Source organism: Sphingosinicella terrae (assembly GCF_003347635.1).
Classification (GTDB): Bacteria; Pseudomonadota; Alphaproteobacteria; order Sphingomonadales; family Sphingomonadaceae; genus Allosphingosinicella; species Allosphingosinicella terrae.
Genome location: NZ_QDFY01000006.1, coordinates 38,957 through 60,680 on the forward strand (window position 1 = coordinate 38,957; position 21,724 = coordinate 60,680).

Below are 21,724 nucleotides of genomic sequence, written 5' to 3' on the forward strand. Positions count from 1 at the left end.
CTCGACGAGCGCCGTTCGGCGTAGTCCGGTGAAGGGGTCTCGGGATCGTTAACGAGACCTAAATGCGGCTTCTACGGTACGCATCCCCTGTTCTGGGTACGCGAGGCGAAACAATCGGAATTTCCGTGGTTTAGTAGAAGGAGCCCGCCGCAAGGGAGAAGGCTGAGCCGAAACGGGACAGTCCGGCCGGAAAGCTGAAGGGCGAGGCCCCCGAGGCTGACCCGGGCGCACGGCCTCGACTGGCGGGATTGCCGCAGGCTGATAAGCCTTGGAGGGGCCTGAATGGGCAGCGTCGGGGTGGCGGAGCGGGAGGGATTCGAACCCTCGATACGGTTTTGCCGTATACTCACTTTCCAGGCGAGCGCCTTCGACCACTCGGCCACCGCTCCGCATGTCCCGGAAGACCGCCCATCTAGTGAACGCGCTCGCCGCGAGCAAGGTGGCTCTTGCATCGGTCACGCGCCTGTCATCGCCCGCATTTATCCTTGGCGGAGCCTGATCGAGGTGAAGGCAATGGCTCGCGCCTCGTGGCATGATCCGAAGCGACTCGAAACCGGGGTGAGTCATGAGCAACGAAGACCAGATCGCCTATCATTCGAAGCGCGCGATGAAGGAGCTCGACCTCGGCCTGATGGCCGGGTCCATCCCGGCGGCCCGGGCGCACATGCAGCTCTCCTCGCTGCACCGGCAGCGCGCTCGTGAGCTGTCCGGACAGTCGGAACCGGCGCCGCTGAGGATGTAGACGGTCCGCGGCCTGCCCCCTCCTCCGCCGCCGCCACATACTAGGTCGCCACGCAGGAGCGGCGCCGGCCTCGCCGGCTTGCATTCCAGATCATAGGCACCGGTTCTTATCGCTCTTATCGCGATGATGAATCGCGGGCTCCGGCTATGTCGTCGATCCGGCGGGCGAGGGCGACGTCCTTGTCGGTGAGGCCGCCGGCGCTGTGGGTGGTCAGCAGGATGTCGACCCGGTTCCAGACGTTCGTCCACTCGGGATGGTGGTCGGCTTTCTCGGCCTCGAACGCGACCCTCGTCATGAAGGCGAAAGCCTCGCCGAAATCGCCGAAGCGCACGCTGCGGACGATCGCGTCGCGGCCGGGCTCGTGCGCCCAGGCCGGCAGATCGGCCAGCGCCGCCTGGCGCGCGGTCTCGTCGAGCTTGGCCATTTCGTCCTCCCGTGCGTCGCCACGGATAGCGGACCGGCGACCCTGGGTCCAATCGCGCGGGCGCGGGTGCCGCTCGGCGATTCCCTCCGCCGCGAATAAGCTTTATGCCGCCTCGGATGGGGCAAAGCCGAACCTATGCGCCGGACGCGGCCGAGATCGAACGTCTCGCCGATGCGGCAATCGCAGCCTTGTCGGAACCGTTCCGCGGCCTCCTCCAGGGGGTCGTGCTCCGGGTCGAGGAGTTTGCCGACGAGGAAGTGCTCCAAGCCTTCGGGATCGAGGATCCGTTCGAGCTGTCCGGCCTCTATAGCGGCCGTTCGGTCGACAGGCAGAGCAGCCTCGTCTCGGGCGAGCTGCCCTCGATGATCCATCTCTACCGCCGCCCCCTGCTCGACGAATGGGCCGAGACCGGCGTGTGCCTGGAAGAGCTGATCACCCACGTCATCGTCCATGAGGCCGGGCACCATTTCGGCTTCTCCGACGCCGAGATGCACGCGATCGAGGAGCAGGCGGAATGACGCCCCTGCTTCGGCTGGAACATGTTTCTATCCGGCGCGGCGGGCGTCTGCTGTTCGACGATCTCAGCCTGGTGCTGGGGCCCGGCGAGGCGGCACTCGTCACCGGTCCCAACGGCGTCGGCAAGTCGAGCCTGCTGCGGCTGTGCGCCGGGCTGCTCGCACCGCACGCCGGCCTCGTCGAGCGCGCGGCGCCGTCGCTGGCGGACGAGCATGCGGCGCTGGACGATCGCCAGCGTCTGGGCGACGCGCTGCGCTTCTGGGCGAGGCTCGACGGCGGCGAGGCGGGTCAGGGCATGGCGATGATGGGGATCGATCATCTCGCGCCGGTGCCGGTACGGATGCTCTCGACCGGCCAGCGCAAGCGCGCAGCGCTCGCTCGGGTGATCTCGAGCGGCGCAGCGCTCTGGCTGCTCGACGAGCCCGGCAACGGGCTCGACGCCGACGGGCTGGTGCGCCTCGCCGAGGCGGCGGCGGCGCATCGCGCCGGCGGCGGCGCCGTGCTGGCGGCCTCGCACCAGCCGCTCGGGCTCGGCGACGCCCGCGAGGTGCGGCTCGGATGACCGCCCTGATCCTGCGCGAGCTGCGCCAGGGGGCGGTGGGCGGCGCCGCCATGCTGCCGCTCATATTCTTCCTGCTCGTCGCCACGCTCTTCCCGTTCGCCGTCGGCCCGGATGGACCGCTGCTCGCCCGCACCGGCGGCGGCGCGCTATGGATGGCGGCGCTGCTGGCGGCCCTGTTGCCGGTGGACCGCCTGGTCGAGCCGGACCGAGCGGCCGGCTTCCTGGATCAGCTCGCGGTTCGCGGGATCGGCGAGGAGATGGTGGCGCTCGCCAAGCTCGCGGCGCACTGGCTGAGCTTCGGTCCGCCGCTGATGATCGCGGCCATGCCGGCGGCCGCCCTGATGAAACTGCCGCAGGACGTGCTGATCCGGCTCGAGCTGGGACTGTTGGTGGGCACGCCCGGCCTCGCCGCCCTCAGCCTCGGAGTCGCGGCGCTGACCGCGGGCCTGCGGCGGGGCGGGGCGCTGACCGGGCTTCTGATGCTGCCGCTGGCCGTGCCCCTGCTCATCTTCGGCGCGGGACTGGTCGAGCGCGGCAACGATTCGGGCGCGCTCCAACTGCTCGGGGCGGTTTCGCTGCTGCTGGTGGCGGGGGCGCCGTTCGTCGCCGGGGCCGCGATCAGGGCAGGACGGGATTAGACTAGAGCAGGGATCGAAAAGCCTTGGGTGTGACGTCGTCCGGAAGCTATGTCCGGCTCCACCTCGCGAAGATGGCGGTCGGGAGGAGCAGGCCCCTCGCCTCCTCGCGGACGGCCATGTCGCCGCATTCGACGGTGCCGCCGAGGTCGGCGCAGGCTTGGCGGAGGAGCTCGCCGATGGCGAGCGCCGACATGCGGACGGCATAGACGGTGAGGACGAGGAAGCGGCTGTCGGCGTCGAGCAGCCGTCGGCAATCGGTAATCAGGCCGGGCAGGTCCTCCTCCAGGCGCCAGATCTCGCCATTGGGACCGCGGCCATATTTGGGCGGATCGAGGATGATGCCGTCGTAGCGGCGACCGCGCCGGACCTCGCGCGCGACGAACTTGGCGGCATCGTCGACCAGCCAACGGATCGGCCGGTCGGCCATTCCCGACAGAGCGGCGTTGGCGCGTGCCGCCTCGACCGACTTCTTGGAGGCATCAACATGGACGAGGCGGGCACCGGACGCGGCCATGGCGAGCGTGCCGACACCGGTATAGCCGAACAGGTTCAGGGCCTCGGCACCGTCCGCCAGCCGCTCGCGCATCCAGGCCCATTGCGGCGCCATGTCGGGAAAGAATCCGAGATGGCGGAAGGGGGTGCACTGAGCGCGGAAGCGGACCTCGTTCCAGGCCAGGTCCCAGCCCTCGCGCGGCACCGGGCGATGGAAGATCCAGCGCCCCCCGCCCTCCTCGTCCGATCCGGGCACGAATGCGCCGTCGGAGTCCCAGGCGTCGTCGGCGGGGGCCCACATCGCCTGCGGCTCGGGACGGATGAAGCGCCGCGTCCCGTATCGCTCGAGCTTGCGGCCATGACCCGAATCGACGAGCCCGTAATCGGGCCAGGGTTCGCCGGCGAGGATGTCGAGCTTCACGCCGCGCGGACGGCGGGCAGGCCGATCGTCGCGCTGGCGCGGGGGCCGGCGAGCATCCTCGCTCCCGCGGCGCGGACATCGTCGAGCGTCACCGTCTCCAGCTCCGCCAGCACCTCCCGGGGCTCGACTAGCCTGCCCCGGACCGAGAGCTGCCGCGCGACATAGGCGGCCTGGCCCCAGCTGCTTTCGAGCGACATCATGAGGCCCGCCTTGGCCTGGATCCTCACCCGCTCGAACTCTCGCCGGGTGGCCGTCTCGACCGCCTCGGCGACGACGTCCTGGATGAGGGCGGCGGCGGCGGCGGCCTCGCGGCGCGCGGTGGCGGCGTAGAAATGGAAGATGCCGGAATCGCGATAGGGCTGGAGCGAGGCCCAGACGCTGTAGGCGAGGCCGCGATCCTCGCGGACGGCCTGGAAGAGGCGGGACGAAGCGCCGCCGCCGACGAGGTCGGCGAAGAGCCGCGCCGCATAATGATCGGGGTCACCCTGCGCGGGGCCGGCGAAGGCGGCGGCGAGATGGGCCTGATCGGCGCGGCCGCGGCCGGCGCGGACGCCGCCGATGAAGCGGGCCGGCTCCGGCGCGGCAATGCTGCCTTGGGGAAGACCAGCGAAATGAGCTTCGGCAAGCCGGACCAGTGCATCGTGGTCGACCTTGCCGGCAGCGACCAGATAGAGGCTGCCGGCGCGATACTGGCCGCGCTGCCAATCGTACAGATCGTCGACGCCGATCGCGGCGATGCTGGTCTCCTCGCCGAGCACCGACCGGCCGAGCGGCTGGTCGGGATAGGCGGCCGACCAGAGCTCGTCGAAGATGATGTCCGAGGGCGTGTCGCGCGCCTCCCCCAGTTCCTGGAGCACCACCTCCTTTTCGCGAATGAGGTCGGCGGGATCGAAGCGCGGTCGCAGGACGAGGTCGGCGATCAGCTCGATGCCGAGCGGCAGATGCTCGGCGAGCAGGGAGGCGGTGAAGCTGGTGCCTTCGCGGTCGGTCGACGCGTTGAGATCGCCGCCGACATCCTCGATCGCCTCGCTGATCTCCCGCGCCGAACGCGTGCCGGCGCCCTTGAACACCATGTGCTCGAAAAGATGGGCGATGCCGTTGAGGCGGGCGGGCTCGTGGCGCGAGCCGGCATCGGCATAGAGGCCGACGGCGACGGTCTCGACGCTCGGCATGGTCCGGCTGGCGACGCGAAGGCCGCTGTCGAGGATGGTGAGCTTCATCATGAGCCAGCCCAATTAGGGTCCGGACTTGCATCCGGCAAGGCGCTGACCCGGCCGACGGGATCGCTCAGCCGAGCCGCCGGCGCAGCGCGATCCCGTAGATGACGGCCGCGGCCGCGGCGAAGAAGAACCACTGGAAGGCGTAGAAGAGGTGGTTGTTGGGGATGTCGTCGATCGTCGGCGCGGCGCTTGCGGCGAGCCCGGGTGCCGCGGTAGCGGCGGTGAGGACGATCGGCCGCCCGGGCTCTGCCGGGCCGAGCGTCCCGGCGACGATCCGGTCCAGCGTCAGCCGCCGCGCGTCATCGGGCATCGGCGACCAGCCGGCATTGACCAGCAGGCGCCCGGCGAGCCCGTCGGCGCCCGGCCGGCAGGCGACGAAATAGGCATAGCCGCCGCCGCTCCCGGGTGCCGCCTCGCGGGCCCGGCCGCCGCGAAGCGTCGGCTCGGAATCGCGGGCGCGGCAGGTGACGAGGACCCGGCGGAAGGCGAGCGGCGGAAGGTCGGCGCGGCCGCTTGCGATGAGCGGATCCAGGTCGAGCGCCGGCAGCGAGGCCGCCGCGGCATATTCGGCGAGCAGGCGGTCCTTCCACGCGGCCCGCTGCAATTGCCAAAGGCCGAGGCCGATCATCGTGACGACCGCCGCGAGGACGATCAGCGTCGGCACGATCGGGAGCCGCCTCACTCGTCGCCTCGCGCCCGCCCCTCGCGGGCACGGTGTCGATATTCGAGCCCGAGCAGGCCGGCCTTGGCGAAGCGCAGCGACACGATGACCAGCAATGCGGTAAGCGGCAGCCACATCACGACATGGACCCAGAAAGGCGGCTCGGCGGCAAGCTCGAGCATGACCGCGAGGAGGGTGACGAGCGCGCCTATTCCCAGGGTCAGGAAGGCAGCGGGTCCGTCGCCGACATTGAACCCCTGGTAATCGAGCCCGCAGGCGCGGCAGCGGGGCGCGAAGCTCAGGAAGGAGGCGAAGAGCGGCGCATTGCCGCAGCGTGGGCAGCAGCCGCGCAAAGCAGCGGCGATCGGCGAGATTTCAGTCTCCATTCCGGGCCCCATGAGCGACGGGGCCCCTGCTTTCCAGCAGGAGCCCCGGAAGGAATGTCACGCTCCGGTTGCCCAAGAGCTTGGAGCCGCCCAGGCACGCCTTAGTGATATTCGGCGCCCCAGCCGCCCCAGACATAGATGCACAGGAACAGGAACAGCCAGACGACGTCGACGAAGTGCCAGTACCAGGCTGCCGCCTCGAAGCCGAAATGCTGCTGCGGGGAGAAATGGCCCCTATAGGCGCGAACCAAACAGACGATCAGGAAGATCGTACCGATGATGACGTGGAAGCCGTGGAAGCCGGTCGCCATCATGAAGGCCGAGCCGTAGATGTTCGCCTCCGGCCCCGCGAACATGAACGGCGCATGGGCATATTCGTAGGCCTGGATGCCGGTGAACAGCAGGCCGAGCAGGATCGTCGCCCACAGGCCATTGATCAAGCCGCGGCGGTCGCCGTGAATCAAGGCGTGGTGGGCCCAGGTGACGGTGGTGCCCGAGCAGAGCAGGATCAGCGTGTTGAGCAGCGGCCAGCCGAACGGATCGAGGACGTGCATGCCCTCGGGCGGCCAAACGCCGCCGATCGACTCGACGTCGGCCGGGAACAGCGAGGCGTTGAACCACGCCCAGAACCACGCGACGAAGAACATCACCTCCGAGGCGATGAACAAGATCATGCCGTAGCGCAGATGGAGCTGGACGATCGGCGTGTGGTCGCCCGAATGGGCCTCGCGGATGACGTCGCCCCACCAGCTGAACATGGTGAAGAACACGCCGAGGACGCCCGCGAAGAAGACCCAGGCGCCATAGGGATTGTCGTGCATCCACATGACGAGCCCGCCGAACAGGACGAGCGCCGAGAATGAGCCGACGAGCGGCCAAACGCTCGGCGGCAGAATGTGAAATTGGTGGTTCTTCGCTCCGGCCATTCTCGAAAGTCCCTGTCTCTTCGCGCGCCGGCTGGCACCGGCGGTGATGGTCTCTAGCTGCCCGCTTCCGGCTGGTCCACGGGGTAAAAGGTGTAGGAAAGGGTGATCTCGCTGATGTCGCGGGCGTCGGGATCGTCCATGATCGCCGGGTCGACGAAGAAGATCACCGGCATGCGCACCTCCTCGCCCGGGGCGAGGGTCTGCTCGGTGAAGCAGAAGCACTGGATCTTGCTGAAATACTGCCCGGCCTGGGCCGGCGTCACGTTGAACGTGGCGGTGCCGGTCACCGGACGGTCTGACAGATTGCGGGCGGTATAAAGGGCGATGTTGCGCGCGCCGACCGCGACGTTGCGGTGGGTGTCGACCGGCTCGAACCGCCAGGGCAAAGCCCGGGAGGTGTTGGCATCGAAGCGAACGCTGATCATCCGCCCGACCGGCCCCGGCACGGCACCGTCCTCGGCGCGCTGGGTCGTGCCGGCGAAGCCGGTGACCTGGCAGAAGATCCGGTAGAGCGGCACGCTGGCGAAGGCGAGCCCGACCATGGCGACGGCCACGAAGGCCGCGATCGCCGCGGTGCGTCCGTTTCTGCGGGCCATGGAGGCGGCCATCACTGGCTCCCCACCCTGACGATGGTGATCAAATAGAGAAGCACCACGAAGGCGCCCAGCGCCAGCGCCATGACGATGGCGCGGCTGCGCTGGCGCCGGCGAATCTCCTGCTCCACGGGATCCTCCAGGCTCACGCCAGCAGCACCTTGTCGGCGACGAGGAAGCCGAACAGGACGAACAGATAGAGGATCGAGAAGGCGAAGAGCTGCTTTTCCGGCTTCATCCCGGCAGGCTCGGTCGCGCGGTTCGCGAACACCCGCACCGCGAGCAGTAGGAAGACGAGGCTGAACGCGACCGCGGCGGCGCCGTAGAGCGCGCCGGCCAGGCCCAGCGGCCAGGGCGCGACCGCGGCCGCGGCCATCGGCAAGGTATAGAGAAGGATCTGGACGCGCGTGTGCCGCGCCCCGGCGACCACCGGCAGCATCGGCACGCCCGCTCTGGCATAATCGGAGCGGACGAACAGCGAGAGTGCCCAGAAATGGGGCGGCGTCCACAGGAAGACGAGCGCGAAGAGGAGCAACGGCAGCGGATCGGCCGTTCCCGTCGCCGCGGCCCAGCCGATCAGCGGCGGAAAGGCGCCGGCGGCACCGCCGATGACGATGTTCTGCGGCGTGCGCCGCTTCAGCCAGACGGTGTAGACGAGGACGTAGAAGAGGATCGATCCGGCAAGGATGAAGGCGGCGAACCAGTTGGTCGCCAGCCCCATCAGCAGCACGGAAAAGACGCTCAGCCCGATCCCGAACTGAAGCGCGGATTCGCGGTCCATCCGGCCGGCCGGAAGCGGGCGTGCCGCGGTCCGCTTCATCAACGCGTCGATATCGGCTTCGTACCATTGGTTGAGCGCGCCCGCGGCGCCGGCACCCAGCGCGATGCACAGGATCGCGGTGAAGGCGAGCACCGGGTGCAGGCTCACCGGGGCGGCGAGCATGCCGCAAAGGCCGGTGAACACGACGAGCCGCATCACCTTGGGCTTGGTGAGAGCCACGAAGTCCCGCCAGTCGGCGGGGAGGGTCGGGGTGGGTGCGGTCGTCGTCGTCATTTCACTTCATCCTCCCCTCCCGGCCCGGGAGGGGATCTGGCTGGGGGCCATGGGCCGATTGTCCCCGCCCCGCCCTCCCGCCGGCCGGCGAGAGGGTGAATCGTTCAGTCGATCCTGGGCAGGGTCTCGAACTGGTGGAACGGCGGCGGGCTGGACAGGGTCCATTCCAGCGTCGTCGCACCCTCGCCCCACGGATTGTCGGGCGCCTTCCGGCCCGCGAAGAGCGACCAGATAAGGTTGATGAAGAAGAAGATCATGCCGATGCCCATGATCGCATAGCCCCAGGAGGCCAGCCAATTATAGTCGGCGAAGGCGTCGGTATAATCCGGCACGCGGCGCTGCATTCCCTGGAGGCCGAGGAAGTGCATCGGGAAGAACAGGACGTTCACGCCGATGAAGAAGATCCAGAAATGCAACTGGCCGAGCATCTCGTTGTACATCCGCCCCGACATCTTGGCGAACCAGTAATAGAAGCCGGCGAAGAGCGAGAACACGGCACCGAGCGAGAGCACGTAGTGGAAGTGCGCCACGACATAGTAGGTGTCGTGCATGTAGGTGTCGACGCCGCCATTGGCGAGGACGACGCCGGTGACACCGCCGACGGTGAACATGAAGATGAAGCCCAGCGCCCACAGCATCGGCGTCTGGAAGGTCAGGGAACCGCCCCACATGGTGGCGATCCAGCTGAAGATCTTGATGCCGGTCGGCACCGCGATCACCATCGTCGCCGCGGTGAAGTACATCTTCGTGTTCACGTCCATGCCGACCGTGAACATGTGGTGGGCCCAGACGACGAAGCCGATCACGCCGATCGCGACCATGGCATAGGCCATGCCGAGATAGCCGAAAATCGGCTTGCGGCTGAAGGTCGCAACGACGTGGCTGACCATGCCGAAGCCCGGCAGGATCATGATGTAGACCTCGGGGTGGCCGAAGAACCAGAACAGATGCTGGTAGAGCACCGGATCGCCGCCGCCGGCCGCATCGAAGAAGTGCGTGCCGAAATTGCGGTCGGTCAGCAGCATGGTGATCGCGCCGGCGAGCACCGGCAACGACAGCAGCAGCAGGAAGGCGGTGACCAGCACCGACCAGGCGAAGAGCGGCATCTTGTGCAGCGTCATGCCCGGGGCGCGCATGTTGAAGATCGTGGTGATGAAGTTGACCGCGCCGAGGATCGACGAGGCGCCGGCGATGTGCAGCGAGAAGATCGCCAGATCGACCGCGGGGCCGGACGATCCGCTGGTCGAGAGCGGCGCATAGGCCGTCCAGCCGATGCCGGCACCCGGGCCGTTACCGCCTGGGAAGAAGGCGGAGGAGAGCAACAGGATGAAAGCCGGCGGCAACAGCCAGAAGGAGATGTTGTTCATCCGCGGGAAGGCCATGTCCGGCGCGCCGATCATCAGCGGCACGAACCAGTTGCCGAAGCCGCCGATCATCGCCGGCATCACCATGAAGAAGACCATGATGAGACCGTGCGCGGTGATCAGCACGTTCCAGAGGTGAAGCGCCTCGTCATAGGTGGCGCCCGGATTCATGAACTGGGCCCAGGCCTCGAGATGCTGGATGCCGGGCTCCGCCAGCTCCCAGCGCATCAGGCCGGAGATGCCGCCGCCGATGATACCGGCAATGATCGCGAAGATCAGATAGAGGGTGCCGATATCCTTGTGGTTCGTCGACATGAACCAGCGGGCGAAGAAGCCCGGCATGTGGTCCGCGTCATGATGGGCGTGCTCGCCATGGCTCGCCTCGAAATGGACGGCATTTGCGGTGGTGTCGGTCATGTCGTTGTCGCCGCCTTATTCGGTCTGGGTGCTTTCGCGGGAGAGGACCGGCGCGGGCACGGCCTCCTGCGCGACGTTGGTGGGGGCCGGAACGGCCTCTGTCGACTGGGCCGCGGTGACGCCCGGCTGGCCCGCCGCGGTCGCCGCCGGGGCCGGAGCGGCGCCGGGCATCTGGCCGCCCTTCGAGGCGACCCAGGCGGCGAACTGCTCGGGCGTCACGACTTCGACCGCGATCGGCATATAGCCGTGGCGGGCGCCGCACAGCTCGTAGCAGACGCCGTAATAGAGGCCGGGTCGATCGGTGCTGAACCAGGTCTCGTTCAAGCGGCCCGGGACGGCATCGATCTTCGTCCAGAAGGCGGGAACGCCGAATGCGTGGATGACGTCGTTGGAGGTGACGATGAGCTTCACCGTCGCGCCGACCGGGACCACCATGCGCTCGTCGACCGCAAGCTGGCGGGGCTCGCCGCGGGCCCGGGCCTGCTCGTCGTCGAGCATGTTCGACACGAGGCTGATGCCATGGTCGGGATACTCATATTCCCAATACCATTGGTTGCCGATCACCTTGACGGTGAGGTCCGCCTGGGGCGGCGAATATTGATGGGCGAGCAGCCGGATCGACGGCACCGCAATCACGACGAGGATGAGCACCGGCACCAAGGTCCAGGCCACTTCGAGCACGGTATTGTGGGTGGTGCGCGACGGTGCCGGATTGGCGGCGCGGCGATAGCGGATGATCACCCAGGCGAGCAGGAAGAGGACGAGGAGCGAGATGATGGTGATGGCCGGCATCAGGATGTAATTGTGGAAGCTCGCCGCCTCCACCCCGATGGGCGAGAACTGTTCCTGAAGGCCCCAATAATGGCGCGGCTGACCGATGCCCGGCTCGGCGCGCGCCGTGCTGGCGAAGGTGGTCGCCTGAGCCACCGTCGCATCGCTCGGCGCGTCGGTCGAGATGGTGGGCGCCAAAGCGGGGTCGCTCGACTGAGCCGGCTGCGCGGGCTGAGCCTGCGACTGGGCGCTGATCGCGTCGCTCGGCGGCGCCGAGGGGGCCTGCACGGTGGGCTGAGTCGGCGCCGCGGCCTGGCCGATCGCCGCGGCGGGCGCGAGGGCGAGCGCGGCGGCAAAAGCGAAATGCTTGAAGAGAGTTCTCATCTAGACCCCATTGTGCCGCAGGCGAGGACGGCATGGATTCGGCGCCGGCAGGGGCGCGACGCGGCGCTTATAGGCAGCCTCATGCCGTCCCTCAAGCTTGTTGCGCCACATCAAAATTCGCATTGCAAATCAGCGCCTCCCGGCCGTTGCCGACGGCTGGTGGAGGGCCGACCGATCGGCGTCCGGACGCTCCGCGACCGCGGCCGGCGCCATGAAGCTTGATGCCTGCCGCGCCCGCCCCTATCTCGCCGGAGCCCTATCACGAGCGGAAGAGGCGATGACCGAAGAGGAAGTGCTTGCGGAGTTCCGCGCCGCGGGGGCGCTGCTCGAAGGCCATTTCGTCCTGTCCTCGGGACGGCACAGCCCACGCTACCTGCAGTGCGCGCGGGTGCTGATGGAGCCGATGCGGGCATCGCGTCTGGCCTCGGCGCTGTGCGCGAGCCTGCCTCGCGAGATCCGGTCGCAGATCGAGGCGGTCGTCTCGCCGGCGATGGGCGGAGTCATCATCGGCCACGAAATGGGCCGCGCGCTCGGCGTCGAGGCCATGTTCGTCGAGCGTCCGACCGGCACGTTCGAGCTTCGCCGCGGCTTTGCGCTGAAGCCGGGACAGAAGGTCCTGCTCGTCGAGGACGTCGTCACCACCGGCCTGTCTTCCCGGGAAGCGATCGAAGCGGTCGAGGCGGCCGGCGGCGAAGTCGTGGCGGCGTCGGCCCTGGTCGATCGTTCCGGCGGCGAGGCCGATCTCGGCCGCCCCTTCTTCCCGCTGGTCCAGCTCAACGTGCCGACCTACGCGCCGGACGAGATACCGGCGGAGCTGGCCGCGCTGCCGGCGGAAAAGCCCGGCAGCCGCAAGGCCGCCTGAGCCGGTGCCCCGAACGCTGCGCCTCGGGGTCAATATCGACCACGTCGCGACGATCCGCAACGCGCGCGGCGGCGAGCATCCCGATCCGGTCCGCGCCGCCTTCGCCGCCGCGGAGGCCGGGGCCGACGGTATCACCGCCCATCTGCGCGAGGATCGGCGCCATATCACGGACGACGATATCGATCGGCTGATGGCGCGCCTCGAGATCCCGCTCAATCTCGAGATGGCGGCGACCGAGGAGATGCTCGACATCGCGCTGCGTCACCGCCCGCACGCGGCCTGCATCGTCCCGGAAAAGCGCGAGGAGCGCACGACCGAGGGCGGACTCGATGCCGCCGGCCAGCATAACCAGCTCGCTTATTTCGTCGAACGCCTCGGCGCCGCCAATATCAGGGTCAGCCTGTTCATCGAGCCCGATCCGGCCCAGGTCGAAGCCGCGCTCCGGCTCGGCGCCCCGGTGGTCGAATTCCATACCGGCCGCTACGCCCATGTCGAAGGGGAGGCGCGCGCGGACGAGCTCAAGCGTATCGCCGATGCGGCCGCGCTGGCGGCGAAGAACGGCATCGAGCCGCATGCCGGGCATGGCCTCACCTTCGACAATGTCGCCCCGATCGCCGCCATTCCCCAGATCGCCGAACTCAATATCGGCCATTTCCTGGTCGGCGAGGCGATCTTCACCGGGCTCGAGGCAAGCGTCGCACGGATGCGCGCGCTGATGGACGAGGCGCGAGGGTGATCTTTCGGTCTTGCCGTCATCCCAGCGAAGGCTGGGATCCCTACGGGATCCCCACGCTTCCCAGAGTCGGCTTGGCCCCCAGCCTTCGCTGGGGCGGCGACCTGTGGGGGTCGTCATGATCATCGGCCTCGGCTCGGATCTGTGCAACATCGAACGAATCCAGAATTCGCTCGACCGCTTCGGCGAGCGTTTCCTGGCACGGGTGTTCACCGAGGCCGAACGCGCCAAGGCGGAGCGACGGCCCTTCACCCGGGCCGGCACCTTCGCCAAGCGCTTCGCCGCCAAGGAGGCATTCTCCAAGGCGGTGGGGACCGGATTCAAGCGCGGCGTGTTCATGCGCGACATCGGCGTCGTCAATCTGCCATCGGGGCAGCCGACGCTCCGGCTCACCGGCGGAGCCCGCGACAGGCTTGACGCGATGACCCCACCGGGCCACGTCGCCCATATCCACCTTACCATGACCGACGATCATCCGTTCGCGATGGCGGTCGTCGTCATCGAAGCGTTGCCCGAGGAGCGCCCGACTTGAACCAGAACGACCGCATCGACGCGGCCGCCCCCGAAGCCGGAGTTCCGCGCGACGCGTCCGCCCCCGTGGCGCCGGCCAAGAAGCAGGGCACCGACTGGTGGGCCGAGATCAAGGCGATCTTCTGGCTGATCCTCGCGGTGCTCGCCTTCCACAGCTTCATCGCCAAGCCGTTCTACATCCCGTCCGAATCGATGATGCCGGTGCTGCTCCAGGGGGACAGACTGGTGGTGAGCAAATATCCCTATGGCTGGTCCTGGGTCTCGCCCTCCTTCCATGTCTTCCCGCGGAGCGAAGGCCGCCTGCTGGGTCGGCTGCCGGAGCGGGGCGACATCGTCATCGCGACGCCGCCGGGCGGCCGCTCCGACTATATCAAGCGGGTCATCGGCCTGCCGGGCGACACGATCGAGCTGATCGATGGGGACGTCTATCTCAACGGACAACAATTGCGTCACGAGCGGCGACCCCCGCTCGAGCTGCCCGTCGACCAGAACCTGCCGTGCCGGTCCGATGTCGGCTTCGCCGACCGTCGCGTGACCGGCGCCGACGGCACTCCGGTCTGCCGCCTGCCGATCCTTCGCGAATATCTGCCGAACGGCCGCTTCTACGACATCATTGACGATGGCTATTCGAAAGGCGACGATTATCCGCGGACCAGGATACCGGAGGGGCACGTTTTCCTGATGGGCGACAATCGGGACCATAGCGCCGACAGCCGCTTTCCGCTCGCCGAGCAGGGGCTTGGCGGTCCCATTCCCTGGGAGAATATCGGCGGACGCGCCGAGTTCATCACCTTCTCTCTCGACGGCAGCTCCAGCTACTTCAATCCGATCAGCTGGTTCACCGCGCTTCGCGGCGGCCGCGCGGGCACCTCGCTCCGTCCCGGCCGCGTGGAGCCGACAGCGGCCGAGGCGCGGTGAGCGAGGCGGCGGCTCCCGCCGACGAGGAGGAACCGCTCGGCCCCTCCGAGCTTCGCGACCCGTTCATCCGCCAGGAGCTGAAGCGCGCCGGCGTCTGGTTCGGGATGGGGATCGCGATCCTCGCCGTCATCTTCCTCGCCCAGCCGCTGATGCTGATCTTCGGCGGAATCGTCTTCGCCGCGATCATCGACGGCGGCACCCGCCTGCTCGGCCGGGTGCTGCCGATCGGCCGCGGCTGGCGGATGCTGATCGTGACCATCGCCGCTTTGGTCTTCCTCGTCGGCACGATCTGGCTCGCCGGAGTCCAGCTCGCCGCCCAGGCGGCGACCTTGCGCGACATCCTGACCACCCAGGTCAACCGCCTCGTCGAGTGGGGGGCGCTTTACGGTCTCGGCGTCGACTCGATCGAGCCGCAGCAGTTGGTCGAGCAGGCGATGAGCTCGCTCGGCCGGCTGACCTCAGCGGTCAGCTCGGTGCTCGGCGGCCTCACCAACCTTGTCATGATCGTCGTCATCGGCCTGTTCATCGCCGCGGAGCCCAACATCTACGAGCGCGGCATCGCCTGGATGCTGCCGAGCGAAAGTCGCGAGCGCTTCTATCGGACGTCCGACCGCGTCGGCAGCACGCTGAGGCGGCTGATGGCGGGCCGGCTGCTCGGCATGGCGGTCGAGGGGGTCGGCACCTGGCTGCTGCTCATGGCCGGCGGGGTGCCGATGGCGGCGCTGCTCGGGCTGCTGACCGGGATCCTCGCCTTCCTGCCCAATATCGGGGCGATCATCTCTGGCGTGCTCATCATCCTGGTCGGCTTCAGCGCGGGCTTCGAGACGGGTCTGTGGGCGATTGCCGTCTACGCGATCGTCCAGGTCGTCGACGGCTATCTCATCGTCCCTTATGTCGCCCGCAAGACGGTGGACCTCGCCCCCGCCCTGGTGCTGGGCGCCCAGCTCATCTTCGGCGCCCTGTTCGGCATTCTCGGGCTCGCCCTCGCCGATCCGATGGTGGCGATGCTCAAGGCCGCGCTCGAGCAGAAGTCGGAGGACGACCATGACGAGCATGAGGAGGAGCAGGAAGCGCTCCAGATGCCGGCCGCAGCCATCTGAGGGTTGAGGTTCGCAGCACCCGCGACCCAGTTACCGCTCAGTCATGCCGGCGAAAGCCAGGACGGACGGACTCAGGCGAGGTCGATGAATCTCCGCCGCATCGAACCGGTCTGATCAGTGTTCATGGGTCCCGGCTTTCGCCGGGATGACGATAGGGAGGTGATGGCGATCGGTCCCTATTCGGGTGACGATTGCGGCCTACTGGCTGTTGCCGGTCGGCGCCGGCGGGGCGCCGGTCGCATCTTCGCTGGCGGGGGCTGCGCCCGGCGGCGGCCCGGCGCCCTGAGGCGGCCCGGCGCCTTCGGGCGGACCCATGCCTTCCGGGGGGGCCGCGCCGGGCGCGCCGCCGCCGGGGCCCATCATGTTCTGCATCGCCGCCATGCCCGGCGCGATCTCGAGTATCTCGATGTCGAAGATGAGCGTGTCCGTCGGTCCGAACGGGGCGCCCGGCGGCACCCGGTCGCCATAGCCCAGCTCGGGCGGGATCCAGAGGCGGTAGCGGCCGCCCTTCTGCATCATCTGCAGTCCTTCGGCGAAGCCAGGGATGATGTTGCCGACGCTGGCCACCATCGGCTGTCCGCCGCGCTGCTCGCTGCTGTCGAAGACGGTGCCGTTCTCGAGCCGCCCGGTATAATGGAGCAGGACGAGATCGGCCGCGGTGATCGTCGGCCCCTCGCCTTCCTGGACCACCTGGTAGCGCAGGCCCGAAGCGGTCGTCGCGACCTGCTGCCCAGCCGTCCCGATCCAGGCGAGGCCGGCCGCCGCCAGGGAGAGGACGAGCAGTCCGATCCAGAGCTTCAGCACGGAGCCGCGGCGAAGCGGGCGAATCGGCACGGCAGTGACGGACATGAGGATCCCCAGAAAAGGAACGGGCGGCGATGGTCTATCGCCGCCCCTTCGATTAGCCAAGCCGTGATGGCGCGGCGTCGCGCCTCAGCGGACGCCGTCACGCTCGGCGCGCTTGCGCTCCAGCTTGCGGGCCCGGCGGATCGCCGCGGCGCGCTCGCGAGCGCGCTTCTCCGACGGCTTCTCATAGTGGCGCCTCAGCTTCATCTCGCGATACACGCCCTCGCGCTGCAGCTTCTTCTTCAGGGCGCGCAGCGCCTGGTCGACATTGTTATCGCGGACGATGATCTGCATAAACGCTCGCCACTCTTCCTTTCTGAACGGGTTATCGCCGGACGCCCAGGAGACGCCCCTGAAAATCAAGTATATAGCACAAAAATGACTTCGCCGCGAAGCACTTCCCCCGCGGCGTCGGCGGGCGCGTTAGCAGGGTAGGGGCCTTGTGGCAAGAGACCGCGGCGCCCATCGGCGCCGCGGCCACAGCCGAAATCAGCCGCGCGAGGCGCGCCGCCGGCCTGCCCCCGCCGGCTTGACCGCCGAGGCGTAGCGGCCGCGCTGGCCCTGCGGCCGCCGCGGGCGGCGTTCCTCGTGCCGCGGCGCCGTGCGCTCCTCGCGGAGCGAGACCGGCGCGCGGGTCGCCCTGATCCGCTCGGCCTCGGCGGTAAAGTTGGCCGGCAGCGGCGCCACGTCGATCTTCTGGCGGGTCAGCTTCTCGATGTCGCGCAGATAAGGACGCTCGTCCTCGGCGCAGAAGGCGATCGCCACGCCCGCCGCTCCGGCGCGCGCGGTGCGGCCGATGCGGTGGACATATTGCTCGGCGACGTTGGGCAGCTCGAAATTGATGACGTGGCTGACCCCCGAGACGTCGATGCCGCGCGCGGCAATGTCGGTCGCAACGAGAATCCTCACCTCGCCCGACTTGAAGGCGGCGAGCGCCTTCTCGCGCTGGGGCTGGCTCTTGTTGCCGTGGATCGCATTGGCGGCGATGCCGCTGCCGGCAAGCAGCTTCACGACCCGGTCGGCGCCATGCTTGGTGCGGGTGAAGACGAGCACGCGCTCCATCGAGCCCTTGTCGGAGAAGCCGACGCGCAGCATCATCGTCAGCAGCGCCTGCTTCTCGGTCTGGTTGAGGAAGCTCACGAACTGGTCGACCCGCTCGGCGGTGGTCGAGGCGGGGGCGACCCGCACCTCGGCCGGATCGGTGAGGAAGCGGCCGGCCAGCTCGGCGATCGTCTTGGGCATGGTCGCGGAGAAGAACAGAGTCTGCCGCTTGGCCGGGACCAGCTTCACGATCTGCTTCAACGCGTGGATGAAGCCCAGGTCGAGCATCTGGTCGGCTTCGTCGAGGACGAGGATCTCGACCTCGCGCAACGACAGATATCTCTGCTCGACCAGGTCGATCAGGCGGCCCGGCGTAGCGACGAGGATGTCGACCCCGCGCTCAAGCGCGCGGCGCTGCTTGCCGATCGGCACGCCGCCGAAGGCGGTGGTGACCGACAGCCGCGAGAAGCGGCTATAGGCCAGGGCGCTCTCGGCAATCTGGCTGGCGAGCTCGCGGGTCGGCGCGAGGATCAGCATCCGGCAGGTCGCCGGGCGCGGGATGCGGGTCGCGGCGGCCAGCCGGTCGATCGACGGCAGCATGAACGCCGCCGTCTTGCCGGTGCCGGTCTGGGCGATGCCGAGCAGGTCGCGCCCCTCGAGCAGCACCGGGATAGCCCGGGTCTGGATCGGCGTCGCCTGCGAATAATTCTTGGCGGCAAGCGCCTTCAGGACGGGCTGCGAGAGCCCGAGATTCTGGAAAGACATTGTAAGGATGACTCACTCGTGTGCGGCATCGCGCACGGCCCATGAGGCACGCGCGATGCGGCGGGTTCAGAACGACCCGCGTGAAAAGGGAAGCTCAATCAAACCGAGGCGGAGCCGGGGCGGAGGACCGCCCGTTCACGCTGCATGACGCCTCGCTGTCCGCCATGTGGTCGCCCAGCGGTTAAAAGTCAATCAACGGCGCTGAGAATGTTCTCGGGGACTTCGCGCAGCCGGTGCTTCTGGATCTTCCCCGCCGACGTGCGCGGGAAGTCGTCGACGAAAACGAAACGCCGCGGCACCTTGTAACCGGCGAGCCGCTCGCGGCAGAAGGCGGCGAGCAGCGCGGCATCGGCACGTGCGCCAGCGCCGAGCTGGACGAAGGCGCAGCCCACCTCCCCCCATTTGGGATCGGCCTCGCCGATGACGGCGGCGTCGACCACCCCGGGATGGGCGCAGAGCACATTCTCGACCTCGACCGGATAGATGTTCTCGCCGCCCGAGATGAACATCTCCTTTCGCCGTCCGACGACATAGTAGAAGCCGTCGGCGTCGCGGCGGGCGAGATCGCCCGATCGCAGCCAGCCGTCCTCGGTAAAGGCGGCGCGAGTCGCCTCCTCGTTGCGCCAATAGCCCGGGGTCACGCCCGGCCCGGCGAAGAGCAGGTCGCCGACCTCGCCGTCGGCAACGTCGCGGCCCTCGCGATCGACGATTCGCACGTTCGACAGCAATTGCGGCTTGCCGACCGAGCCGATCCGATTCCAGGCGTCGGCCGGATCGACGAGGAAGGCGGTAGGCCCGGTCTCGGTCATGCCCATGCCGTTGCATACGCGCACGCCCAAGGCGCGGTAGCGCTCGACGAGGCTGTCGGACAGCGGCGCGCCGCCGCAGCCCCAGTGGCGTACCGCCTGGAGCGGCGCGGCGGCGAAGCGGGCGTGGTCGAGCAGGGCCTGGTAGACCGTGGGAACCGCGAAGAAGGCATCGATCCTCCGCTCCTCGAGCAAAGCGACCAGAGCCTGCGCGTCGAACCCGTCGAGCAGCTGGACACGAGCGCCGGCCATCAGCGCCGGCAACGCGTGGAGGTTGATGCCGGCGGTGTGGAAGAAAGGCAGGAAGCTCACCACGCGATCGCCTGCGCGCAGCTCGATGCACGATCCGATATTGACGTAGTTCGCGACCGCCATCCGATAGGTGTAGATGACGCCTTTCGGTCGCCCGGTCGTCCCGGACGTGTAGAGCAGGTACCAGGTCGAGGGGCTCGGCCAGCTCGATCGGACGGCTGCAGTGGGTGCGTCCGCGATCATTCGCTCATAGGCTTTGCCGAGCGCGACGGCCGGAGGCGGCGCCTCCAGCTGACCGACCACGGCCTCATCCTCGTCGCCATGGACGATGACGCTTGGCTGGGCATCGGCGATCAGCCCATCCAGCTCGGCCGCCGGCATTCGCCAGTTCAAGGGAACGAGCACGGCACCGAGTCGCGCGCAGCCGAACAGCAGCTCGAAGAATTCGATACGGTTGCGGCAGAGCATGGCGACCCGATCCCCGGCGCCGATTCCATGCGCGGCGAGCGCCGCGGCTGCGCCGGTCGCGCGGGCGTCGAGCTCGGAATAGGTCCGCCTTCGCCCGGTCGCGACCTCCTCGAGCGCGAGCTTTTCCGGCGACAGCGACGCCCGCCGGGCGAGGAGATCGGGATAGTCGGCGTTCACCACCGAGCCGTCCGGCGAAGGGAGAGGGGCATGCTCACCTCTTCCTCAGGCCCTCCGAGACGAAGGCGATCGCCTCGTCCGCCACTTCCTCGGGCGAGCGGTCCTGCAGCCAGATCCCGTAACGCATGCCCAGGAAGACGCTCATCCCGATGAGCACCCAGGCGCGCAGTTCGTCCGGCCCTTCCGAGATCTCGCCGCGCCGGCGGGCGGCGGCAAGATTGCGGCCATAGCCTTCGACGAAGGTCAGATAATGTTCGCGATAGACGTCCTCGGCGACGAACTGCGCCTCCTCGATGATCCGGTAGAGCTCGGGGTGGCGTCGGACGAAGGCGATGAAGGCGGCGAGACCGGTGCGCTCGGCGGCAAGGCGGTCGGGTGCGCCCGCGACGGCCTCGGCGACATGGGCACGGACCGCGTCGCTCATGTCGCGCACAAGCGCCCGGAACAGCTCCTCCTTGCTTTCGAAATAGGTGTAGAAGGTGCCGAGTGCGACGCCTGCACGGGCGGTGATTCCGGTGATCGCCGACTCGTGGAAGCCCCGCTCGCCGAATTCCTGCGCCGCCGCCTCGAGCAGCTTGCGCACCGTCCGGCGTCCACGCTCGGTGCGCGGAGCCTTGTCGGCGGACACCGCGGCCTGACCCATATCGTTCATCCAGGCTCCTCCCACCGCCGAACCTGAACCGAGTTTCAGCTTGGTGCAAGTCAGGATGGGATCAGCATATAAACTGAATATTGACTCACCTTTCATATTCGGACAGAGGCGCCGCAGAGGCGGTCAGTAAAAGGCCGCTCGGGGGAGAGGCGTTGAAGGTCTTCAGGGCATCTGACGGGGCGCAGCTGGCCTATCGCGACGAGGGCCGCGGCACGCCGCTCGTGCTGGTGCACGGGCTGATGGCGCATGGCGGCTTCTTCCGCGAGCAGATCGCCCTCGCCAGCCAATTCCGAGTGATCATCCCTGACCTGCGCGGCCATGGCGAATCGGCCGCTGGGGACGCCGCGCCAACGGTTGAGCGCCTGGCGCAGGATCTCGCCGAACTGGTCGATTCGCTCGACCTCGCCGGCACGATCGGGGTCGGCTGGTCCCTCGGCGCCACCATCCTCTGGCACGTGCTGGCAGGCGCCGCCGGTCGACGCTTCGCCGGCGCCGTGGTGGTCGACATGACCGCGCGCGTCCTCAACGACGAGGCGTGGGATCTCGGTCTCTCGGCCGAGGCCTGCGAGGCTCGGAGCGCGGCGATCCGGGCCGACTTCCCGGCCTTTGCCGCCTCGGCCGGACAGGGAATCGTCGCCCAGCCGGTGCCGCCCGAGCTGCAGGCGCTGGCGGATTGGGCCGGGGACGAATTCGCCCGCAACGATCCCGGGACGATCGCCGCCTTGTGGTCATCCCTGATCAGGCAAGACGTCCGCGCGCTGCTGAGCCGCCTCAGGCATCCGACCCTGATCGTTCATGGCGGCCAGAGCCGGCTCTATGGAGACGACACCGCCGACCATCTAGTCGCCGCCTTGCCGGATGCGCGTGCCGTCCGCTTCGACCTCTCCGGCCATGCGCCGCATCTCGAACAGCCCGAGACGTTCAACCGCATCCTGACCGACTTTGCGGAGCGCCTGGCGCGCGACCGCCTTGCCCAAGCCCATGAAATCTGAGGAGGAGCCC

General features: G+C 68.4%; 26 protein-coding genes and 1 tRNA gene. 10 read left to right on the forward strand and 17 right to left on the reverse strand.

Annotation, left to right across the window (positions count from 1 at the left end):
- Window positions 1-298: 298 nt before the first annotated feature.
- A tRNA-Ser gene (locus DDE10_RS13420) sits at window positions 299-389 on the reverse strand.
- A 176-nt stretch (window positions 390-565) separates the two neighbouring features.
- Between DDE10_RS13420 and DDE10_RS23500 the strand changes: the two genes are divergently transcribed.
- On the forward strand, window positions 566-742 hold the full coding sequence (locus DDE10_RS23500; RefSeq protein ID WP_162806611.1) for a hypothetical protein: 177 nt from the start codon (window positions 566-568) through the stop codon (window positions 740-742).
- A gap of 115 nt (window positions 743-857) precedes the next feature.
- On the opposite strand, the gene DDE10_RS13425 is transcribed toward DDE10_RS23500, so the two are convergent.
- On the reverse strand, window positions 858-1,166 hold the full coding sequence (locus DDE10_RS13425; protein WP_114953297.1) for a 4a-hydroxytetrahydrobiopterin dehydratase: 309 nt from the start codon (window positions 1,164-1,166) through the stop codon (window positions 858-860).
- A gap of 116 nt (window positions 1,167-1,282) precedes the next feature.
- Between DDE10_RS13425 and DDE10_RS13430 the strand changes: the two genes are divergently transcribed.
- Genes DDE10_RS13430 through DDE10_RS13440 form a run of 3 tightly spaced genes read left to right on the forward strand, consistent with a single transcriptional unit; the run spans window position 1,283 to window position 2,882 of the window.
- Window positions 1,283-1,684 (forward strand): metallopeptidase family protein, encoded by a 402-nt coding sequence (locus tag DDE10_RS13430; RefSeq protein ID WP_114953298.1) that lies wholly within the window; start codon window positions 1,283-1,285, stop codon window positions 1,682-1,684.
- Entirely contained in the window at window positions 1,681-2,244 is a 564-nt protein-coding gene (gene ccmA, locus DDE10_RS13435) for a heme ABC exporter ATP-binding protein CcmA (protein ID WP_114953299.1), read from the forward strand. Before DDE10_RS13430 ends, ccmA begins: the two co-directional genes overlap by 4 nt.
- Window positions 2,241-2,882, forward strand: coding sequence for a heme exporter protein CcmB (locus tag DDE10_RS13440; RefSeq protein ID WP_114953300.1), 642 nt, complete (start codon window positions 2,241-2,243; stop codon window positions 2,880-2,882). The genes ccmA and DDE10_RS13440 overlap by 4 nt, the downstream gene beginning before the upstream one ends.
- Window positions 2,883-2,928: 46 nt before the next feature.
- Here DDE10_RS13440 and DDE10_RS13445 read toward each other — a convergent pair whose 3' ends face one another.
- The 10 genes from DDE10_RS13445 to coxB form a co-directional block, all read right to left on the reverse strand.
- On the reverse strand, window positions 2,929-3,795 hold the full coding sequence (locus DDE10_RS13445; RefSeq protein ID WP_114953301.1) for a class I SAM-dependent methyltransferase: 867 nt from the start codon (window positions 3,793-3,795) through the stop codon (window positions 2,929-2,931).
- Window positions 3,792-5,018 carry a M16 family metallopeptidase gene (locus DDE10_RS13450; protein WP_114953489.1) on the reverse strand — a complete coding sequence of 409 codons (1,227 nt, stop codon included), beginning with the start codon at window positions 5,016-5,018 and terminating at the stop codon, window positions 3,792-3,794. Before DDE10_RS13450 ends, DDE10_RS13445 begins: the two co-directional genes overlap by 4 nt.
- Window positions 5,019-5,082: 64 nt before the next feature.
- Window positions 5,083-5,697: an SURF1 family cytochrome oxidase biogenesis protein gene (locus tag DDE10_RS13455; protein WP_284734653.1), complete on the reverse strand. Its 615-nt coding sequence runs from the start codon at window positions 5,695-5,697 to the stop codon at window positions 5,083-5,085.
- The gene (locus DDE10_RS13460) at window positions 5,694-6,062 is read right to left on the reverse strand and encodes a DUF983 domain-containing protein (RefSeq protein WP_284734654.1); all 369 of its coding nucleotides are present in this window, start codon (window positions 6,060-6,062) and stop codon (window positions 5,694-5,696) included. Before DDE10_RS13460 ends, DDE10_RS13455 begins: the two co-directional genes overlap by 4 nt.
- A 101-nt stretch (window positions 6,063-6,163) precedes the next feature.
- Window positions 6,164-6,988, reverse strand: coding sequence for a cytochrome c oxidase subunit 3 (locus DDE10_RS13465; RefSeq protein ID WP_114953303.1), 825 nt, complete (start codon window positions 6,986-6,988; stop codon window positions 6,164-6,166).
- Between the two features lie 53 nt (window positions 6,989-7,041).
- Window positions 7,042-7,584 (reverse strand): cytochrome c oxidase assembly protein, encoded by a 543-nt coding sequence (locus tag DDE10_RS13470; protein WP_284734655.1) that lies wholly within the window; start codon window positions 7,582-7,584, stop codon window positions 7,042-7,044.
- Between the two features lie 11 nt (window positions 7,585-7,595).
- The gene (locus tag DDE10_RS23835) at window positions 7,596-7,730 is read right to left on the reverse strand and encodes a cytochrome c oxidase system small membrane protein (protein WP_284734671.1); all 135 of its coding nucleotides are present in this window, start codon (window positions 7,728-7,730) and stop codon (window positions 7,596-7,598) included.
- The gene (locus DDE10_RS13475) at window positions 7,727-8,635 is read right to left on the reverse strand and encodes a heme o synthase (protein ID WP_114953305.1); all 909 of its coding nucleotides are present in this window, start codon (window positions 8,633-8,635) and stop codon (window positions 7,727-7,729) included. Before DDE10_RS13475 ends, DDE10_RS23835 begins: the two co-directional genes overlap by 4 nt.
- Before the next feature lie 104 nt (window positions 8,636-8,739).
- The gene (gene ctaD / locus DDE10_RS13480) at window positions 8,740-10,416 is read right to left on the reverse strand and encodes a cytochrome c oxidase subunit I (protein ID WP_114953306.1); all 1,677 of its coding nucleotides are present in this window, start codon (window positions 10,414-10,416) and stop codon (window positions 8,740-8,742) included.
- A gap of 15 nt (window positions 10,417-10,431) precedes the next feature.
- Window positions 10,432-11,571 carry a cytochrome c oxidase subunit II gene (coxB, locus tag DDE10_RS13485; RefSeq protein WP_114953307.1) on the reverse strand — a complete coding sequence of 380 codons (1,140 nt, stop codon included), beginning with the start codon at window positions 11,569-11,571 and terminating at the stop codon, window positions 10,432-10,434.
- 277 nt (window positions 11,572-11,848) lie between these two features.
- Between coxB and pyrE the strand changes: the two genes are divergently transcribed.
- From pyrE to DDE10_RS13510, 5 genes are all read left to right on the forward strand, one after another.
- Window positions 11,849-12,433, forward strand: coding sequence for an orotate phosphoribosyltransferase (pyrE, locus tag DDE10_RS13490; RefSeq protein ID WP_114953308.1), 585 nt, complete (start codon window positions 11,849-11,851; stop codon window positions 12,431-12,433).
- Window positions 12,434-12,437: 4 nt separating this feature from the next.
- The gene (locus tag DDE10_RS13495; protein WP_114953309.1) at window positions 12,438-13,169 is read left to right on the forward strand and encodes a pyridoxine 5'-phosphate synthase; all 732 of its coding nucleotides are present in this window, start codon (window positions 12,438-12,440) and stop codon (window positions 13,167-13,169) included.
- Between the two features lie 115 nt (window positions 13,170-13,284).
- The gene (gene acpS / locus DDE10_RS13500; protein WP_114953491.1) at window positions 13,285-13,698 is read left to right on the forward strand and encodes a holo-ACP synthase; all 414 of its coding nucleotides are present in this window, start codon (window positions 13,285-13,287) and stop codon (window positions 13,696-13,698) included.
- Window positions 13,695-14,615 (forward strand): signal peptidase I, encoded by a 921-nt coding sequence (gene lepB, locus DDE10_RS13505; RefSeq protein ID WP_114953310.1) that lies wholly within the window; start codon window positions 13,695-13,697, stop codon window positions 14,613-14,615. The genes acpS and lepB overlap by 4 nt, the downstream gene beginning before the upstream one ends.
- Window positions 14,612-15,715, forward strand: a complete 1,104-nt coding sequence (locus DDE10_RS13510) for an AI-2E family transporter (protein ID WP_284734656.1) — start codon at window positions 14,612-14,614, stop codon at window positions 15,713-15,715. Before lepB ends, DDE10_RS13510 begins: the two co-directional genes overlap by 4 nt.
- Window positions 15,716-15,913: 198 nt before the next feature.
- On the opposite strand, the gene DDE10_RS13515 is transcribed toward DDE10_RS13510, so the two are convergent.
- The 5 genes from DDE10_RS13515 to DDE10_RS13535 all read right to left on the reverse strand — a co-directional run bounded on the left by DDE10_RS13515 (window position 15,914) and on the right by DDE10_RS13535 (window position 20,722).
- Window positions 15,914-16,564, reverse strand: coding sequence for an FKBP-type peptidyl-prolyl cis-trans isomerase (locus DDE10_RS13515; RefSeq protein ID WP_114953311.1), 651 nt, complete (start codon window positions 16,562-16,564; stop codon window positions 15,914-15,916).
- A gap of 84 nt (window positions 16,565-16,648) precedes the next feature.
- Entirely contained in the window at window positions 16,649-16,855 is a 207-nt protein-coding gene (gene rpsU, locus DDE10_RS13520; RefSeq protein ID WP_010126124.1) for a 30S ribosomal protein S21, read from the reverse strand.
- 195 nt (window positions 16,856-17,050) lie between these two features.
- Window positions 17,051-18,367, reverse strand: coding sequence for a DEAD/DEAH box helicase (locus tag DDE10_RS13525; protein WP_114953312.1), 1,317 nt, complete (start codon window positions 18,365-18,367; stop codon window positions 17,051-17,053).
- Between the two features lie 188 nt (window positions 18,368-18,555).
- Complete coding sequence (locus DDE10_RS13530) at window positions 18,556-20,070, reverse strand: class I adenylate-forming enzyme family protein (RefSeq protein ID WP_114953493.1); 1,515 nt, start codon at window positions 20,068-20,070, stop codon at window positions 18,556-18,558.
- 34 nt (window positions 20,071-20,104) lie between these two features.
- Window positions 20,105-20,722, reverse strand: a complete 618-nt coding sequence (locus DDE10_RS13535) for a TetR/AcrR family transcriptional regulator (RefSeq protein ID WP_284734657.1) — start codon at window positions 20,720-20,722, stop codon at window positions 20,105-20,107.
- A 152-nt stretch (window positions 20,723-20,874) separates the two neighbouring features.
- Between DDE10_RS13535 and DDE10_RS13540 the strand changes: the two genes are divergently transcribed.
- Window positions 20,875-21,714, forward strand: coding sequence for an alpha/beta fold hydrolase (locus DDE10_RS13540; RefSeq protein WP_114953313.1), 840 nt, complete (start codon window positions 20,875-20,877; stop codon window positions 21,712-21,714).
- The last annotated feature ends 10 nt before the right edge of the window (window positions 21,715-21,724 follow it).

What these genes read in the sequence shown, in the direction of transcription:
- DDE10_RS23500 (WP_162806611.1), top strand. Translation starts at nt 566, where the DNA reads ATGAGCAACGAAGACCAGATCGCCTATCATTCGAAGCGCGCGATGAAG.
- DDE10_RS13425 (WP_114953297.1), bottom strand. Translation starts at nt 1,166, where the DNA reads ATGGCCAAGCTCGACGAGACCGCGCGCCAGGCGGCGCTGGCCGATCTG.
- DDE10_RS13430 (WP_114953298.1), top strand. Translation starts at nt 1,283, where the DNA reads ATGGGGCAAAGCCGAACCTATGCGCCGGACGCGGCCGAGATCGAACGT.
- ccmA (WP_114953299.1), top strand. Translation starts at nt 1,681, where the DNA reads ATGACGCCCCTGCTTCGGCTGGAACATGTTTCTATCCGGCGCGGCGGG.
- DDE10_RS13440 (WP_114953300.1), top strand. Translation starts at nt 2,241, where the DNA reads ATGACCGCCCTGATCCTGCGCGAGCTGCGCCAGGGGGCGGTGGGCGGC.
- DDE10_RS13450 (WP_114953489.1), bottom strand. Translation starts at nt 5,018, where the DNA reads ATGATGAAGCTCACCATCCTCGACAGCGGCCTTCGCGTCGCCAGCCGG.
- DDE10_RS13460 (WP_284734654.1), bottom strand. Translation starts at nt 6,062, where the DNA reads ATGGAGACTGAAATCTCGCCGATCGCCGCTGCTTTGCGCGGCTGCTGC.
- DDE10_RS13465 (WP_114953303.1), bottom strand. Translation starts at nt 6,988, where the DNA reads ATGGCCGGAGCGAAGAACCACCAATTTCACATTCTGCCGCCGAGCGTT.
- DDE10_RS13470 (WP_284734655.1), bottom strand. Translation starts at nt 7,584, where the DNA reads ATGGCCCGCAGAAACGGACGCACCGCGGCGATCGCGGCCTTCGTGGCC.
- DDE10_RS13475 (WP_114953305.1), bottom strand. Translation starts at nt 8,635, where the DNA reads ATGACGACGACGACCGCACCCACCCCGACCCTCCCCGCCGACTGGCGG.
- ctaD (WP_114953306.1), bottom strand. Translation starts at nt 10,416, where the DNA reads ATGACCGACACCACCGCAAATGCCGTCCATTTCGAGGCGAGCCATGGC.
- coxB (WP_114953307.1), bottom strand. Translation starts at nt 11,571, where the DNA reads ATGAGAACTCTCTTCAAGCATTTCGCTTTTGCCGCCGCGCTCGCCCTC.
- pyrE (WP_114953308.1), top strand. Translation starts at nt 11,849, where the DNA reads ATGACCGAAGAGGAAGTGCTTGCGGAGTTCCGCGCCGCGGGGGCGCTG.
- acpS (WP_114953491.1), top strand. Translation starts at nt 13,285, where the DNA reads ATGATCATCGGCCTCGGCTCGGATCTGTGCAACATCGAACGAATCCAG.
- DDE10_RS13515 (WP_114953311.1), bottom strand. Translation starts at nt 16,564, where the DNA reads ATGTCCGTCACTGCCGTGCCGATTCGCCCGCTTCGCCGCGGCTCCGTG.
- rpsU (WP_010126124.1), bottom strand. Translation starts at nt 16,855, where the DNA reads ATGCAGATCATCGTCCGCGATAACAATGTCGACCAGGCGCTGCGCGCC.
- DDE10_RS13525 (WP_114953312.1), bottom strand. Translation starts at nt 18,367, where the DNA reads ATGTCTTTCCAGAATCTCGGGCTCTCGCAGCCCGTCCTGAAGGCGCTT.
- DDE10_RS13535 (WP_284734657.1), bottom strand. Translation starts at nt 20,722, where the DNA reads ATGAACGATATGGGTCAGGCCGCGGTGTCCGCCGACAAGGCTCCGCGC.